This window comes from Paenibacillus shenyangensis (assembly GCF_000346635.1).
Classification (GTDB): domain Bacteria; phylum Bacillota; class Bacilli; order Paenibacillales; family Paenibacillaceae; genus Saccharibacillus; species Saccharibacillus dauci.
In genome coordinates this window covers 93350-108870 of sequence record NZ_AOIG01000019.1, presented here as the reverse complement: position 1 = coordinate 108870, position 15521 = coordinate 93350, and the positions used below count along the sequence as shown (strand labels likewise).

The following is a 15521-nucleotide window of genomic DNA, read 5'->3' as shown; positions in this document are numbered from 1 at the left end:
CCATTTTATAAGACTGCATGAATTGCAGAATCAATGTGAATCTTCATGACGGTCATTTCGGGATCAGACCTTATCAGCCGCAGTTCCTGGATCAGACCTTATCAGCTGCAGTCTCCGCAGCAAACAGCTCTTTGGCTGTCCGTATAAATAGCTGCACTGCCAGCGACGCATTATTTACTGAGGGCACTGCAATACCAATCTGGCGCGTAATCTGCGGAGATACCTCCCGGACGGTCAATTCATGAGGGAACATGGACAGGGCCAGCTCGGATACGATACCAATACCAAGTCCCTGACGCACCATATTGACCAGCGTGCTGATATTATGGGTAGTGAAATTGATATGCAGCTGGCTTTTCTCACGCTGGAAGGCTTCCATGATAGCGACTTCATGCCCACCTTTGCACAGGATCATATCCTGACCATCCAGATGACGAATCGAGATGTGCTTCTGGGCATGCAGTGGATGACCATCCGGCAGCAGTACAATCATCTGGTCGGAATAGAGTGGAATTGTATCGACCAGCGGATCGGGCAGCAGAATCAGTCCGGCTTCGATCTGGCGGCTGTGTACCCAGTCCCTCACTTCATTGGTGGAGCCTTCCTGCAGATCGAAGACCAGATTGGGATAATTCTGACGGATCTGATGAATGATCGGGGGCAGGAAATAGGCGGATGCCGAAGGAAAAGCGCCAATCGTGATCGTCCCGATATCCAGCCCTTTTTCGGCGGCGACCTGCTGCTGTACTTTTTGCATACTTTGCAGAATCGAGCGGAACTCCAGCAGCACCCGCTGACCGACTTCTGTGAGCAGAACTCCTTTTTTACGATCCCGGAGCAGTAGCTGTACATCCAGTTCATTCTCAATACTGGCAATCGCATGGCTGACTGCGGGCTGTGTCATATGCAGTTCCTGGGCGGCTTGTGTAAAGTTAAGCGTCTCGGCAACACGAACAAAAACCATAATCTGTGTAATCGTCATAACAATAAAGTTATCTCCTTTATTCGAAAGATTCATTTTATTTATCATACCAAACGTTATAAGCTAAAAATATAGATATATGAATTTTAACATATGGATAGGGGAGAACGGAGATGGATGAATACTCATCAGGTGGTGGAACAGGCAGTCACTTGTCCGATTCAGGACATGCGCAGCCACTGCACAAAATGATGGTATCCGGCAGCAGTATATTGGTCGGTGCCTATAAGACAGGTAAATCGGGAGGTACAGCGCCGCGCAAAACATTGCTGCTGCTGTTGTTTCTGGTAATGGTATGGGGAATCAACTGGCCGCTGACCAAGCTGGCGCTGCCGGAAGTACCGCCCATATTGTTCTCGGGACTGCGTACGCTGATCGGAGGAGCGCTTCTGCTGTTTATCGCTATGCGTCACCGGGAGAAACTCCAGTGGAAGCGCAATTGGCGTATATATACGGTGCTGGCTATCTTTAATATTATCGGTTACTACGGACTGCAGACAGTGGGAATTGGCTATCTGCCGGCAGGATTGTTCTCGACGATTGTCTTTCTGCAGCCAGTGCTGCTGAGTCTGTTTGCCTGGCTGTGGCTGGGAGAGAGCATGTCTGTGCTCAAAGTGGTCGGACTGTTGTTCGGATTTGCTGGTGTAGCTGTGATCAGCTCCGGAGGACTGGAAGGCAATCTGTCGCCGCTGGGGATAGGACTGGCTGTAGCCTCTGCACTCTGCTGGGCGATCGGTACCATTTATATGAAAAAGAAAAGCGCTCAACTGGATTCACTCTGGACGGTAACTGTACAGCTGCTCATTGGCGGAATCGTGCTGAGTGTGATCGGTTCGGGAACCGAAAGCTGGAGCGATATTCACTGGACGTCTTCGTTTATTGGGATTCTGCTGTTTATCTCCGTATTTGTGATTGCTGCCGGCTGGCTGGTTTATTTTAAATTAATGGATAGCGGCGAAGCCAGTACAGTAGGCTCTTATACGTTTGCGATTCCGGTGATAGCGAATATTTTCAGCGTAATCCTATTGGGAGAATCGGTAACCCTGCCGCTGCTGATCGGACTGGTCATGATCGCGGTCGGAATCGGCCTCGTGAATCGCAAACGAACCATTGTTGTACCGGTTAAGCAGGCCTGTGACAATCGCTCCTGATCCAAGCGAAAAATAGGAGCGCAAATCATATCCAGTCGATATTATCGGAAATTATACGATTTAAATAGTATCAACAGAAAACAAATCAATCGATCTTCATACCCAAAGAGCTGATTTTGCATATACGCAGGATCAGCTCTTTTTATAGTTTGTTATTCTGTCCTTATCTATAACGTTCATTATGTTACTCTATACATGAAGCCAATCGTCTATACCATTTATAACTATGGCATCCCAATAGCAATCAGACCATACCAAAGGAGCGTCTCCTAATGATAAGCAAAAAAATAATGTTCTGCTGCTCGGTAATAACGTGCTCGATCCTGACTTCGGCTTGTAGTACCGCTGCTGTGCAGCCTTCTGCTACCATCTCATCTGCCGAGCCAGTTCATTCGGATTCAGTCGGAACTTCTCCTGCTGCTACCACAATTGAGAGTAACGGCACTACATATACGCTTCCGCTTACCAGTCCTTCAACCAGGACTTATCATTATGTTGCTGCTACTGCCAAAGGAATTGTATGGATACCTGCTCCTCCGATGACATTGGTAAAAGGGACAGAGGCCGCTCCGGTCTATATGCCAGATCAGCCTTTCACTTTATATCTGAGCAATACTAACGATCCTCACGTATCCAGAGAGAATTCGCAAAAAATACTCACGCTGCCTCTGAATAATGGGCAGGCCAAAGTGATAGTAACCCGGTTGATGGGGCTGCAGGATCATGTTATTTACCATACAGCATCCTCGTTCGACGATGGCGCACAGCCGATCAGAGAAGAAGCATGGGTCATGGAAGTAGACGATCCGCGCAGCAATACCCGAATTATGGACTTTCATTCCACAGGTGGGCGCTTATACAGTTACGGGGTAGATGACCATCATCAGATGTATGCCGGAGTGAGCGAACTCCCGGGAAAGGCAGACGGTAGCTATACGACACAAGTTACTGTATATGATGAGCAGAGCAATAAAGTTCAAACGATTAATGATTACAAGCTAAGCGGAAACTTGTTAACGATTCATTATCAGGGTGGAGAAGTGGTATTTAAACTGGCTTCTGCCTAGGTCGAACAAACGAATCAGCCTGATAGGTATCTTGCAGACTAAGGAAGCAAAGCGGGGTAGAAGGCGCTTCGTTACAAGGTAAATACTTTTTAAGCTGTCATTTATGCTTTTTTAAGCTGAATTTATACTTTATCCTTTATAGTAAGAAGGATTTTTGCATAGACAGGCATATGCAGCACGATGATGGAGCGATCGGCGGATCGCTCTGTGTATGATCACGCAGGAGGGAATGATACCATGCTTCAGGTCCAACAAGTCAGCAAGTATTTTGATCAGCGGCGCAGTGTGGACGGAATTGATTTTGAAATGCAGCGCGGAGAGATTGTCGGGTTTCTCGGACCCAATGGTGCCGGGAAAACAACGACGATGCGGATGATTACCGGTTATTTGAAGCCTACATCCGGCCAGATCTGGATTGACGGTCTGCCGATGCACGAGCCGTCCCGCAAGGCCAGAACCAAAATTGGTTATTTACCGGAGACACCGCCTCTTTATCCGGATATGACGGTGAACTCTTATTTGCGCTTTGTCGCTGATCTGCGGGATGTACCAGCCAGACAGCAAAAACTTCGTATTAGTGAGATGATCGACCGACTCGGTCTGCAGGGAAGAGAGCGGCAAATTATACGCTCCCTGTCCAAAGGATACAAACAGCGTCTCGGACTGGCCCAGGCGATTATTCACCAGCCGGATCTGCTTATCCTTGATGAGCCGACATCGGGGCTGGACCCGAACCAGATTCTGGAGATCCGGCAGCTGATTCGTGAATTGGGCGAGCAGCATACCGTACTGCTCAGCACGCATATTTTGCCGGAGGTGAGTACCCTGTGCAACCGGGTGCTCATTATTAATGACGGACGGATCGTAATGGATGGCAATGCCAATCAGCTGGATCAATCGCTGAACGAGAAATTCCAGGTACTGCTGGAGGTGAAGACCCGTCCGGACAAGCTGCGCCGATTGCTGGATAACTGGCAGAATGTAAACACGGAATATCTGAGCAGTACAGAGGAAGAGCAGCAGGTTCAATCGATTCAGCTGCGGCTGCAGGGCACGGATGATACCGACTTCCGTGAGCGATTGTCTCTGCTGCTGGCAGATGCACGTGTTCCGATTCTGGAGCTGCGCAAGGAACGCCTCAGTCTGGAGGATGTGTTCGTCAAACTGACTACTGATAATGATCCGTCTGAATCCATAAGTTCTACAGATGCCGGTCCTACAGTGATTTCATCCGGGACGGAGCCTGTCAAAGAAGAACAAGCTGATGTAGAAACGGTACCGTTGGAGCCAGCGAAAACCGATCGTAGCAAGACTAAAGACGGCGAAATCCCTGCTACCACGCACAACAAGGAGGATGACGCCAAGTGAGAAGAATGTGGGCGATCTGCTCCAAGGAGCTGCAGTCATACTTTTTGAGTCCAACCTCTTATTTTGCGATAGCAGTCTATGTACTGCTGTCGAGTATAATGTTTTACGTGAGCTTTGTTGTGTACCAGCCGAGTATTCTGGATTACCGGTTGATTCTCGGCGATACGCTGTTTATGCTGCTTGTTGTGATTCCGCTACTGACGATGCGGCTCATGTCCGAAGAGCTGCGGCAGGGAACCGATGAACTGCTGCTGACATCACCGGTCACCGCGACCGAGATAGTCATTGGCAAGTATCTGGCTTCGCTGGGATTATTGGTTGTACTGGTCCTGTGTAACCTGATCTATCCACTCGTCATGTCCTTTTTCGGCCCGATGAATCTGCCGCTGTTGTGGCTGTCCGTACTGGGTGTATTTCTGATGGGCGCAGCGATGATGGCGGTAGGATTATTTGCTTCCAGCCTGTCCCAGCACCAGATGGTATCGGCAGTGATCGGTTTTGTACTGCTGCTGGTATTGTGGTTGATGGACTCATTTCTGGCGAACTCCCCGTCTTCCAGTCTGCAGCAGTGGCTGACTCCATTCTCCCTGTCCGGCCGCATCACCAATCTGATCAAAGGTGTGCTGCATGGACCGGATATTCTGTACTATATCACTCTGGCAGCCTTATTCCTTATCCTCAGCATCCAGGTTGTTGAGCGGAAGCGGTGGAGGTAATGAAAATGAGAAACTGGATATATCGCACCAATGCTATTGTTATTGCCGTCGCGGCAATTGGTATTTTTATCGTCCTGACATTATTCCTGAATTCGCTGGGCACGTTCCAGCTGGATCTGACCAAGGATCGGCAGAATACGCTGTCCGATCAGACGATTACTACGCTGCAAAATATTAAAGACCCGGTAGAGGCCATGGTATTTATCGATCCGAGTGATGCACAGGTCTATACACGCCAGGTCACCGATCTACTGAATGAGTATCACAAAATAAACAGCAAGCTGGAAGTCAAAGAATACGGACTTCTGCAAAATCCCGAACTGGCCCGTCAGTATGGAGTGACCGGCAGTACGGTGGTATTCAAGCATGGGGAACAGACCAAGCTGATACCGGTAGAGGGCATGTTCAACTTTGGCAATGCCGATGGATCGACCGAACAGGAAGCGGCAAGTGCTTCGTACGAATTCAGCGGCGAGCAGAAGCTTACTTCCGGGCTGGTGGCATTAACATCATCCCAAACGTACAAAGCTTATCTGCTGAATGGGCATAATGAATTCAATACAAGTACAATCAGCGTACTGGCCGGTGAGCTGGGAAGTGAGAATATTACTGTCTCCGAGCTGTCACTCGCGCAGCAGGGCGCTGTACCCAAGGATGCAAGTGTACTCATGATTATCGCACCGCAGACGGATTTGAGTGACGCAGAGACCAAGGTCATTCGTCAATATCTGGATGGCGGAGGCAAGTTGTTCCTGTCGCTTGGCTTTAACGAAAAGGCCAAGACCAGCTGGACCAATCTGGATTCGCTCATGAGCACCTACGGTATCACCGATACCCATGCGGTTGCGGTTGAACCGAAAGATACATCCCTGTATGATCCGCTGACGATTGTACCGGAATACGGTAATCATGCGATTACGAACAAGCTGGCAGCCAGCGATCTGTACACAATTATGTCCCTGTCGATTGCGCTCAAGCAGGAAGGCAAAGAAGGCTGGACAGTGACGCCGCTGCTGACCTCATCGTCTAATAGTTATGGCGAGACCGATCTGTCCGGGCTGCTGGAATCGCGCACCGAGCGCGGCAGTAATGATCTGGCAGGCCCGTTTGATCTGGGTTATGCAGTCAGCAGTACCAAAGGTGAGACCAAAGCAATTATTCTTGGCGGTTCTACCTTTATGATGGACCAGTCGATCAGTCAGCAGGGCAATCTGGACTTTGTGTTGAACAGTGTAAATGATCTGGTCGGTAACGATAGTCAGGTCACGATCCGTCCGAGAGTCGAAGAACAATACAAGACGGCGGAGCTGACGCTGTCACAGGCACGGACCATCTTTATGGTGACTGTTATTGTACTGCCGCTACTGTTAGTTGCTATTGGTGTATTCCTCTGGTGGAGACGCCGCAGAGGGTAAAGGAGGGAAAAGAATGATCCGAAAATTGATGCCTTCCATTATTCTGCTGCTGATTCTGGCAGCTGCTGCAGGATACGCCTATTCCCAGAACTTTTTTCAAAAAGAAGATACACCGGCGGCAGATCCCCGATTATTAACGATGAATATATCGGAGATTGACCGTATCGATATTCAAACGAATTCTTCCGACAGTGCCGCTGCTGCGACGAATAAGGCGGCTTCCTCTGTTCAGCCGCAAACGGTACAGTTGGATAAACAAGGAGAGACCTGGAGCATGACTTCACCGGCAGCCTATCCGATCAATCCCTATACGATTCAGGATTGGCTGACGGCTCTCCAATCGGCAACAATCCATGGTACGGTCGAGGAACAGCCGTCAGATACGTCCAAATACGGTATTCATAAGAATACGCCTGTGTTTACGGTGCAGAGCAGGAATGGCAGCAAGCTGAGTCTCGCTATTGGTGATGAGCTGCCGACCAAAGGGTATTATTATGCGCAGTTAAAGGATGGCTCTATTATTCAGCTTTCCCAGCAAACGGTAACCGATTTGCAGGCAGATGCGTTTCATTTTATCGATACTACGCCGATCGGATGGGACGATAACCAGCTGATACAGCTGAAATGGAGCAGCACTCAGCCGCAAGCAAACTGGACACTTAAGCATAAGCCCAACATAGCGGATCCGGCACAGGATACCTGGACGCTGGATGGCAAGTCGATCACAGATGATCAGGGCACCAGTATCACCGACGCGGTGAAAAATACGCCGACCGACCAGTTGCCTGTACCGGCAGCGCAGGTAAAGTCGTATCGCAATGTGCTGACACTCAGCGTCTCCCTGACCGTAGACGGCAAAGGAGCGACCGAGCGCTATCAAGGCTGGCAGGACCCGAGTGACAAGCAGTATGTCTGGATCACTGATCCGCAGAATAAATGGGCATACCGAATCTCGGCAGATCAGCTGTCCACAGCGGCACAATCTGCCAAGGGATCGAATCAGACCAAGTAACCGATTAGCGTGAGTGACCTGATAGGGTTATCGATAAATGAGTGGATATAATCATTACTGAACGCGTCAATAGTATTGAGCACGAACATCGCTTGGAATATGCAAAAGCTCCGATGATCTCTGTTTTAAACAGAATCATCGGAGCTTTTGTTATTTATGCGAAGAACAGAGAAAAAGAAGTCGTATTCTATCTAATCGTCAGTCTCTTCCTTACTCCAGCATAGATGCTGTCATTCACTTAGCGAACAAATGTATTTTTCACTCTGCGTGCACGCAGGAAGTAGGCTACCCAGGCGGCCAGAACCAGCAGATGAATAATTGTACTCACTATACTGGTATTGAGTTGGGACGGTGACATAAAATAAGTTGCCAGAATCGCAACCGCATCCAGCACACAGAATCCCAGCACCAGCTTGGGCAGTATGCGTTTTTTACGGTAGAACCATATCAGGATCACGATCAGATAGATAGCCGCGATAGATGTGTAGATCACCGTAAATGTCAACAAACTCTGATACAATTCGCCAGAGATCTGCATGGTCTGGGTCAATTGGTCATATACATCCGCTTTGGCATAAGCCATAGCCAGCAGAATAAACCCGCCTGCTGAAGCAACAATGGAAGCGAACAAATAATAATACATACAGATCTGAAAAAGTACCAGCCATCCGCCAAGTCCGGTCAGCGGCGGAGGACCATAGTAACCGCCGTTCATTCCTCCAGCAGGTCCTCCCATCGGTGGATACGGGGGTGGTACGGGCGGTTGTGCCAGTTCCTGTGAAGGACCCGGAGGTTGATAATTGCTCATGTGCAGATTCCTTTCTCATTGCTTATTTTGGTAAAGTGAAGCCTGGATGTGCAGATGCTGGATTCACAGTGAATATTTCATTTACAGTTAATTTTTACTTACGGTAAATGCTTCGCTGGCAGTGCATATCCTTTTGATGGCATTATGACTCTAATGTACAATATCAGACTATGCGCAGATTGGGAAGATATGTAGGTGCTCCCTGCGATAGGTAAATAGCAAGGAGCGGGTCATATGGAATTGAATAAGAAGAACAGTTTATTTCTACTCTCAGGCTGAGGATGCTTTTTGTTAGGATAAATTTGATCCTTGGTATAAAAAGCGCCAATTACTGAGCTTTAAATTTACGACCTTTGATAAAGATTTGCTGCAGTTCCATCTGTTCGTCCAGTACCAGAATATCAGCGCGCTTACCTACTTCAAGGCTGCCTGTCTGGTCATAGATCCCCAGCTGGCGTGCCGGGTTGCCACTGGCAGCTTCGGAAGCGCGCAGGATGGACAATCCAGCCTTTTCGATCAGGAAGCGGAATCCTTCGATCATGGTCAGGCGGCTGCCTGCCAGAGTACCACTGTCTTCCGGCAGGGTAGCGACGCCGTTGATGACTTTGACCGGCTGATCGCCGAGCATATAGTCCCCATCACCCAGACCGGCTGCCGACATGGCATCGGTGATCAGAATCAGATTATGATCCTGCTTGAGCTGGGCGAGCAGAGCAACCGCAGCCGGATGCACATGAATACCGTCCGCGATAATCTCGGCATGAATGGCAGGTGTACCCAGCACTGCACCGACGACGCCCGGCTTGCGGTGATGCAGCGGTGTCATGGCGTTAAAGGTATGCACCGCATGATTCAGACCGGCATCGACTGCATCCATAATCTGCTCATAGGTTGCATCGGTGTGGCCGGCTGCTGCGGTAATCTGATGTTCCCGCAGCCAGCGGATCAGTTCCAGCGCGCCTTCGCGTTCCGGTGCCAGGGTGAGCTGCTTGATCAGACCGGGATAAGCGGCATGCCACTGTTCCAGCCACTCTACATTGGGCAGTACGATATGTCCGGGATTCTGTGCGCCCGGCCACTGCGGACTGATAAAGGGACCCTCTAGATGAACACCTTCTACCTGAGCGCCGGGCATTTGGTCAGCCTGCACATAGGCATGCACCTGCTCCAGTACCCGGTCGATATCATCATGCGGAGCAGTCATTGTCGTAGCGAGAATGGCTGTCGTTCCCTGACTGGCATGGAAATTTGTGATTGTATCCAGTACTTCGGGATTCGAATCCATAAAGTCCTGTCCCATTCCGCCATGCACATGTATATCGATAAATCCCGGCACGACAAGACCGCCAGCTGCATCGTAAGTCATCCCATCCGGTGTGGAAACATCCGAATCGTTTTTCATATTATCCATCTGCTGGACAGTTCCACCAATCGCAGACGGGAATGCGGGTGCTTGTGCAGCTGTTCCTGCATAACGAATAATGCCGCTTTCTACCTGCACAACGCCATTATCGATAATTTGCGTAGGTGTAACGATCCGGCCATTAATAATCTGATACGTCGCTGATGTTGAACCTGATGTAGGAGTAGACATTATCCGAACAACCTCCCGGCTTCTCCATCCATCAGCACCGTCACATTCGGATGCAGCTGCAGCAGGGAAGCAGGGCACAGCGTTGTAATTGGACCGGTCAGCGCACGATGGATAATCTCGGCTTTGTCTGCGCCGCGTACCATCAGCAGAATCTGGCGTGATTTCATAATGGTACCTACGCCCATTGTGATCGCCTGTGCAGGCACTTCATCCACCGACTGGAAATAACGTGCGTTCGCTTCGCGCGTCTCCGGCAGCAGGTCGACCACGTGAGTTCCCGGCATCAGCTGGTCCGCCGGTTCATTGAATCCGATATGGCCATTATGTCCGATGCCCAGTACTTGCAGGTCAATCACCGATTCGGACAGCATGGCATCGTAGCGACTGCATTCCTGAGCCGCATCGGCAGCCTGTCCGTTTGGTACATGCGTATTGTCCATATCGATATCAATATGATCGAATAGATGCTTGTTCATAAATGCACGATAGGAAGCCGGATGATCCGCAGGCAGCCCCACATATTCATCGAGGTTGAATGTTTTTACTTTGGAGAAGCTGATGACGCCCTGATTGAAAATGTTGATCAGTTCTTTGTACAGGTCGACAGGCGTACCGCCGGTAGCGAGTCCAAGCACCGCACGCGGGGAAGTCTGCACGAGACTGGATACGATATACGCTGCAACTTTACCAAAATCTTCTTGCTTGCTTACTTTGACGAGATTAACCATGGATCATAACCCTCCTGAGTCTTTGCGGTAGCGCCGCACATTTTTATAAGACAGCTCCAGCTTGTTGACAGAGTCATTGAACTGGGCACTAATCATACCGGTAAACAAAATATCGATAATATGAAGCTGGGCAATCCGGGAAGCCATATCGCCACGCCGAACACCTTTTTCCAGAGAAGAAGCGAACAGGGAGATATCTGCCATTGCAGCCAGTGGGTTGGAGCTGTACTGGGTGAGTGACAGGACGGTAGCGCCGTTCTCGCGGGCGCAGGTCAGTGCATCGATCGTCTCCCGCGTCTCGCCGGAATACGAGATCGCCAGCGCCACATCTTCGGAAGACAGGGTGGAGGCGGAAGTGATCTGCATATGAGAGTCCGCAAAGGCGGTACAATTCTTGCCGATCCGGATCAGTTTTTGGTAAAAGTCCTGCGCCACAATGGAAGAAGTGGCGATGCCGTACAGATCGATTCGCCGCGCCCGGGTCAGATAGCCGATGGCCTGCTCCAGCTTGGGCAGATTCAGCAGCCGGGTCGTATCGTTGATCGAGGTGACATGATTGGACTCAATCGCTTTGACGATCTCGGCCAGCGGATTGCCGGCGATAATATCCTGATACGAGCTAGGTACCGATTGCTGTGCGAGCTCACCGGCCAGCTTCATTTTGAAATCGGGAAAGCCTTCGAAATTGAATGTTTTGCAAAAGCGTGTTACTGTCGCGGGGCTGATGCCACATTGGTTCGCCAGCTGTGTAATACCCAGCCGGATAACGGAGGAAGGCTGCTGCAAAATATAATGCGCGAGCCTCCGTTCCTGTGGAGACAATTTGTCCAGTCCCTGCTCCAGTACATGCAAAATGGGAGACATACGGATTCCTCCTTTCCTGAGATAAGAACGTACCTGTTCAACCCATAAAGGTCAAATCATTGTAAAAGCACATCAAGGAGTTTGTGAAAATAATTTTTATATTATAGATGAATGGAGGAAAATAATTTTCTTTGAGTCCATCATAGCCGAGGAGCATAGGGAATGCAATACATTTTGGACAAAAGAATAAAGGAATATATGAGGCATGAAAAAGCGCTTATATTCAGCAAAATAATACCCGGAAAATCTCTGGATACGACCCATATAAAAAGCCATTCTGCAGATCGCTGTATCGATCAACAGAATGGCTTTTGAATATTCAAATAGTGGTTAAGCTGCTTATTATATTGTACTGTTCAGGTATCAATTAACCGTTGATCGATTTGCTCATCGTCCTATCGACATCAGGCAGCGGATTGACGATATTTGCGATATTCCGGCAGAATTAGTTTCCACAGCATAAAGAGAAGCACGATCATTTGCGGGATAAAGGTCTCCCAGGTCGGATACATGCCGATCCATCCTGCCGAAGGCAATCCGGAGGCATTATGCGCTGGGAATTGTCCGGCGACCTGCAGGGAATGAATACTTTCCCCGAGGAAACGGAAGACCAGATAATAGATCAGCACAGTCGCGGTCAGGAAGAACGGACGCACCGGAAGTTTCACACTGAAGCGGATAATGAGTACCGCTACAATAATCAGAATCACCAGTGCCAGCCCGATCCCGAGCAGCAGCTGGGACAGTTCGATTGCCGGAGCCATACCGATATAGAAAATGGCGGTCTCGGCACCTTCACGCAGAATTGCAAGTCCGGATACAGCCGCCAGTGACCACAGGCTGCCACGCTGAAGTGCGCCACTGACCTGACTGGCAATATAGCTGTTCCAGTTTTGTAGATTGGCCTTCTGGTGCAGCCAGTTGCCCACGCTGAGCATCAGTACAACAGCAATCAGTCCGGTAATACCTTCAATCATCTCACGTGTACTGCCGCTCGTCGCCATCTGGGCAAAAGCATACACGAAGATGGCTGCCATCACGCCGCTGAGAATCAGACCGGACAGCGCGCCCGACCAGATCCAGCGACCCGCCTGACGGCTGCCGCTGCGCTTGGCATAAGCGAGCAGGGCAGCGAGTACAAGGATCGCTTCCAGACCTTCACGCAGCAAGATGATGGCTGCATCCCATGCGGTATAGGAAGTTTTGGAGGTGATCGGTGTCAGTTCGCCCAGCATCGTCGATAATACGTTATTGGCTTTGTCCCAGGCAGGAGGACTGGATACCAGATAGCCCTGCACTTCGGACATTTCATTCTCGATTGATGTATAAGTGGTGGAGGAAGAAATCTGTACTTCGCCTTCCACCAGCGGCCACATCGTAATAAATTGCTGCATCCGGTCTGTAGCGGTTGCTGCATCCTGCTGACCTGCCGCTGTCTGCACCTGCTGGAGCAGGGCAACCGCATCGGTCAAGCGTACACTGCCGCTGGCAGGAGCGGTATCGGCTACTTCACCGGATAGATAGTGATTTAGCAGATCGATTAGCGCCTGGGTCTCTTTCTGTGCCTGTTCCTCACGCGGCGGATCGGCCTGCAGGGAGACGCGGATCATACTCATCTTGGTCTCCAGCTGGCTGTAGACCGTAAAATTATCCGCACGAATCGCACTTTCCACATCCGGCCATGCATCGACAATCTGCTTGTAGCTGGTCTGGGCGGCTGTCCAGTCCTGCTGCTTGATATGCCCGATCGTCTGATCGGCGAGCGGCAGGATAATACGAACCGCCTGTGTGCCTTTGGCAGAAGGGCCTTTGCCCTGAGCGGAATCGGCAGTACCGGCATTCCCTGCTTCTGCATAGCTGTTCACGGCACGGGCAAGTGTACCGAGTGCAGAGACGGATGCATCAGGAGCGGATTTGGCATTTTGCAGGGCTTGCTGGGCAGCCTGGAGAGCGGTGTTCACTTCAGCGGCCTGCTGAGGTGCTGCCGATGTATCCAGCGATGCCCAACCTGCAGCGAATGTGTCCAGTTCCTGTGAAGCATCGGCCCATTTTTGCTGACCGGCATCGACGAGAGCACTGCCGACAACCGGCAGTAGACTGTCTGCGGTAGGCGCTTCTTCGGCTGCCGCTACATGCATAATCGGTGCAGCAGTCAGCCAGTTATAGACAAATGGCTGTGAAGCTGCCGGGCTGAGTCCGATCGCGAGCACGAGCAGACAGGTACAGCTGATAAGACGGATAAACCAGGCGGTATTGCGCATAACCGAATTCCTCATTTCCTCGTAAAAATAAAAACTTCTTCTATTATTGAATGTACATATAGTCTGGTAGATACGGATTTGCAGACGTATAGATATAGCAATGTCTTCGTCCACTCCTGTGAGCGAATGAACGAAGACACGGTTCCATAGCACAGCCTGTTATACAGTCGTGTATGTTGGCATGGGGCTGATGGTTGATTTACAGCAGGGTATCGCCGATATATCCGCCCTGGCGAACGCCGGGGAAGCAGGCAAAAGTAGCACTGCCGATATGCTGAATATATTCGTTCAGCGCATCAATCTGGGCGAGCCGCTGCTGCATGGGAATAAATTGCTTCTCCAGACTGCGCTGATAACTGATAAAAAAGAGTCCTGCATCCAGCTGTCCTGTCGTATTATCCATACCGCTCGAATACGAATAGGGACGGCGCAGAATCTGCATTTTGCCGTCTCCGCGCGCTACACGCATATGGGAGTTCATCGGAATCACCGGTTTGCCGGAAGCGTCCTTGGCTTCCATATCGCCGCGGTCAAATTCATGCTGCGAGCCGAGTGGTGCACCGCTGACTCGGTAGCGGCCAAATGTATTCTCCTGATCGGACAGGCTGGAGCGATCCCAGACTTCGATCCGCATCCGGATACGTCGCACGGCCATATAGGAGCCGCCAGTCATCCAGCCTGCTCCGTCTTCCGGCTGTACCCAGACCACTTCGTTCATCATTGCCGCGTCCTGCACACTTGGATTAGCGGTACCATCCTTGAAGCCCATCAGATTGCGCGGTGTCGCCTTGTTCGGATCAGATTCGGTCGAGCGCTGGAAGCCTTCCTGACTCCAGCGAAGCACGGCCGAACCTCTGGCGATCCGGATCAGGTTGCGCATCCCGTGGAAAGCGACCTGCATATCGTCCGCGCAGATCTGCACTCCCAGATCACCACCGCACCATTCCGGCATCAGATTATCCCCGTTAAAAGGAGGCAGATCGCCGAAGCCGGCAGGCTTTTTGCCCGCTAGACCAAAGCGATGGTCAAACAGGCTTGGACCGGCGCCAAACGTAATTGTAATCCGCGAAGGCATGAGTCCTGCCGCTTCGCCTGTATCGGCAGGTGGCAGATTCAGATTTTCATTTTGCCCATCCAGCAGTTTGCCGGCCATCAGGGAAGCGGAAGCCCGCGTCCATGCCTGCAGCAGATTTCTTAGTCCGGCTGCATCACTGACGGTCAGATCAAAGGAAGCAAAGCACATAAAATTCTGACTCGGTGTCGTAATCCCGGTCTGATGCTGTCCATAAAAGTCATACCGGTTCGCATCCGGTATACCGGTAGTCACATTATCCGGACTACCCGGTTTGTCGGAAGCGGGCTGCTTGGTTGCTCCGGTCGCTGCCATAATACCAAAAGCGCCCGAGCCGCCCAGCAGCAGCCCTACACCGGAAGCGCCAGCAAGCCGCAGCATATCGCGGCGGCTCACAGGCTTGCGGAACAGGGAAGAAGACTCCTGTCCGGCATCAGGGGTTGGATTCAGTTGTTGTTCATCGTTTTTCTTCTTACTCATGTC

13 protein-coding genes are annotated in these 15521 nt (G+C 50.6%); 6 read left to right on the top strand and 7 right to left on the bottom strand.

Annotated features, from left to right (window positions below; genetic code table 11):
• Positions 1-91: 91 nt before the first annotated feature.
• Complete coding sequence (locus H065_RS0116310) at positions 92-982, bottom strand: LysR family transcriptional regulator (RefSeq protein WP_017814156.1); 891 nt, start codon at positions 980-982, stop codon at positions 92-94.
• A gap of 113 nt (positions 983-1095) precedes the next feature.
• Between H065_RS0116310 and H065_RS26115 the strand changes: the two genes are divergently transcribed.
• The 6 genes from H065_RS26115 to H065_RS0116280 all read left to right on the top strand — a co-directional run bounded on the left by H065_RS26115 (position 1096) and on the right by H065_RS0116280 (position 7711).
• Entirely contained in the window at positions 1096-2133 is a 1038-nt protein-coding gene (locus H065_RS26115) for a DMT family transporter (RefSeq protein WP_017814155.1), read from the top strand.
• 272 nt (positions 2134-2405) lie between these two features.
• A complete protein-coding gene (locus tag H065_RS0116300) occupies positions 2406-3200 on the top strand; it encodes a hypothetical protein (RefSeq protein WP_017814154.1) in 795 nt (264 codons plus the stop codon).
• 237 nt (positions 3201-3437) lie between these two features.
• Positions 3438-4568, top strand: a complete 1131-nt coding sequence (locus H065_RS0116295) for an ABC transporter ATP-binding protein (RefSeq protein WP_017814153.1) — start codon at positions 3438-3440, stop codon at positions 4566-4568.
• Complete coding sequence (locus tag H065_RS0116290; protein WP_026136289.1) at positions 4565-5284, top strand: ABC transporter permease; 720 nt, start codon at positions 4565-4567, stop codon at positions 5282-5284. Before H065_RS0116295 ends, H065_RS0116290 begins: the two co-directional genes overlap by 4 nt.
• Positions 5285-5289: 5 nt before the next feature.
• Complete coding sequence (locus tag H065_RS0116285) at positions 5290-6699, top strand: GldG family protein (RefSeq protein WP_017814151.1); 1410 nt, start codon at positions 5290-5292, stop codon at positions 6697-6699.
• Between the two features lie 13 nt (positions 6700-6712).
• On the top strand, positions 6713-7711 hold the full coding sequence (locus H065_RS0116280; RefSeq protein ID WP_017814150.1) for a DUF4340 domain-containing protein: 999 nt from the start codon (positions 6713-6715) through the stop codon (positions 7709-7711).
• A gap of 238 nt (positions 7712-7949) precedes the next feature.
• On the opposite strand, the gene H065_RS0116275 is transcribed toward H065_RS0116280, so the two are convergent.
• The 6 genes from H065_RS0116275 to efeB all read right to left on the bottom strand — a co-directional run bounded on the left by H065_RS0116275 (position 7950) and on the right by efeB (position 15518).
• Entirely contained in the window at positions 7950-8519 is a 570-nt protein-coding gene (locus tag H065_RS0116275; RefSeq protein WP_017814149.1) for a DUF2569 family protein, read from the bottom strand.
• Positions 8520-8847: 328 nt separating this feature from the next.
• A complete protein-coding gene (gene nagA, locus H065_RS0116270; RefSeq protein WP_017814148.1) occupies positions 8848-10113 on the bottom strand; it encodes an N-acetylglucosamine-6-phosphate deacetylase in 1266 nt (421 codons plus the stop codon).
• Complete coding sequence (nagB, locus tag H065_RS0116265; protein WP_017814147.1) at positions 10113-10841, bottom strand: glucosamine-6-phosphate deaminase; 729 nt, start codon at positions 10839-10841, stop codon at positions 10113-10115. The genes nagA and nagB overlap by 1 nt, the downstream gene beginning before the upstream one ends.
• 3 nt (positions 10842-10844) lie before the next feature.
• On the bottom strand, positions 10845-11705 hold the full coding sequence (locus H065_RS0116260; RefSeq protein WP_017814146.1) for a MurR/RpiR family transcriptional regulator: 861 nt from the start codon (positions 11703-11705) through the stop codon (positions 10845-10847).
• A 404-nt stretch (positions 11706-12109) separates the two neighbouring features.
• On the bottom strand, positions 12110-13966 hold the full coding sequence (locus H065_RS0116250; protein WP_017814144.1) for an FTR1 family iron permease: 1857 nt from the start codon (positions 13964-13966) through the stop codon (positions 12110-12112).
• A 199-nt stretch (positions 13967-14165) separates the two neighbouring features.
• The gene (gene efeB, locus H065_RS0116245) at positions 14166-15518 is read right to left on the bottom strand and encodes an iron uptake transporter deferrochelatase/peroxidase subunit (RefSeq protein WP_017814143.1); all 1353 of its coding nucleotides are present in this window, start codon (positions 15516-15518) and stop codon (positions 14166-14168) included.
• Positions 15519-15521: the final 3 nt, after the last annotated feature.

Coding starts and splice junctions, on each gene's coding strand:
- H065_RS0116310 (WP_017814156.1), bottom strand. CDS start 982: ATGACGATTACACAGATTATGGTTTTTGTTCGTGTTGCCGAGACGCTT.
- H065_RS26115 (WP_017814155.1), top strand. CDS start 1,096: ATGGATGAATACTCATCAGGTGGTGGAACAGGCAGTCACTTGTCCGAT.
- H065_RS0116300 (WP_017814154.1), top strand. CDS start 2,406: ATGATAAGCAAAAAAATAATGTTCTGCTGCTCGGTAATAACGTGCTCG.
- H065_RS0116295 (WP_017814153.1), top strand. CDS start 3,438: ATGCTTCAGGTCCAACAAGTCAGCAAGTATTTTGATCAGCGGCGCAGT.
- H065_RS0116285 (WP_017814151.1), top strand. CDS start 5,290: ATGAGAAACTGGATATATCGCACCAATGCTATTGTTATTGCCGTCGCG.
- H065_RS0116280 (WP_017814150.1), top strand. CDS start 6,713: ATGATCCGAAAATTGATGCCTTCCATTATTCTGCTGCTGATTCTGGCA.
- H065_RS0116275 (WP_017814149.1), bottom strand. CDS start 8,519: ATGAGCAATTATCAACCTCCGGGTCCTTCACAGGAACTGGCACAACCG.
- nagA (WP_017814148.1), bottom strand. CDS start 10,113: ATGTCTACTCCTACATCAGGTTCAACATCAGCGACGTATCAGATTATT.
- nagB (WP_017814147.1), bottom strand. CDS start 10,841: ATGGTTAATCTCGTCAAAGTAAGCAAGCAAGAAGATTTTGGTAAAGTT.
- H065_RS0116260 (WP_017814146.1), bottom strand. CDS start 11,705: ATGTCTCCCATTTTGCATGTACTGGAGCAGGGACTGGACAAATTGTCT.
- H065_RS0116250 (WP_017814144.1), bottom strand. CDS start 13,966: ATGCGCAATACCGCCTGGTTTATCCGTCTTATCAGCTGTACCTGTCTG.
- efeB (WP_017814143.1), bottom strand. CDS start 15,518: ATGAGTAAGAAGAAAAACGATGAACAACAACTGAATCCAACCCCTGAT.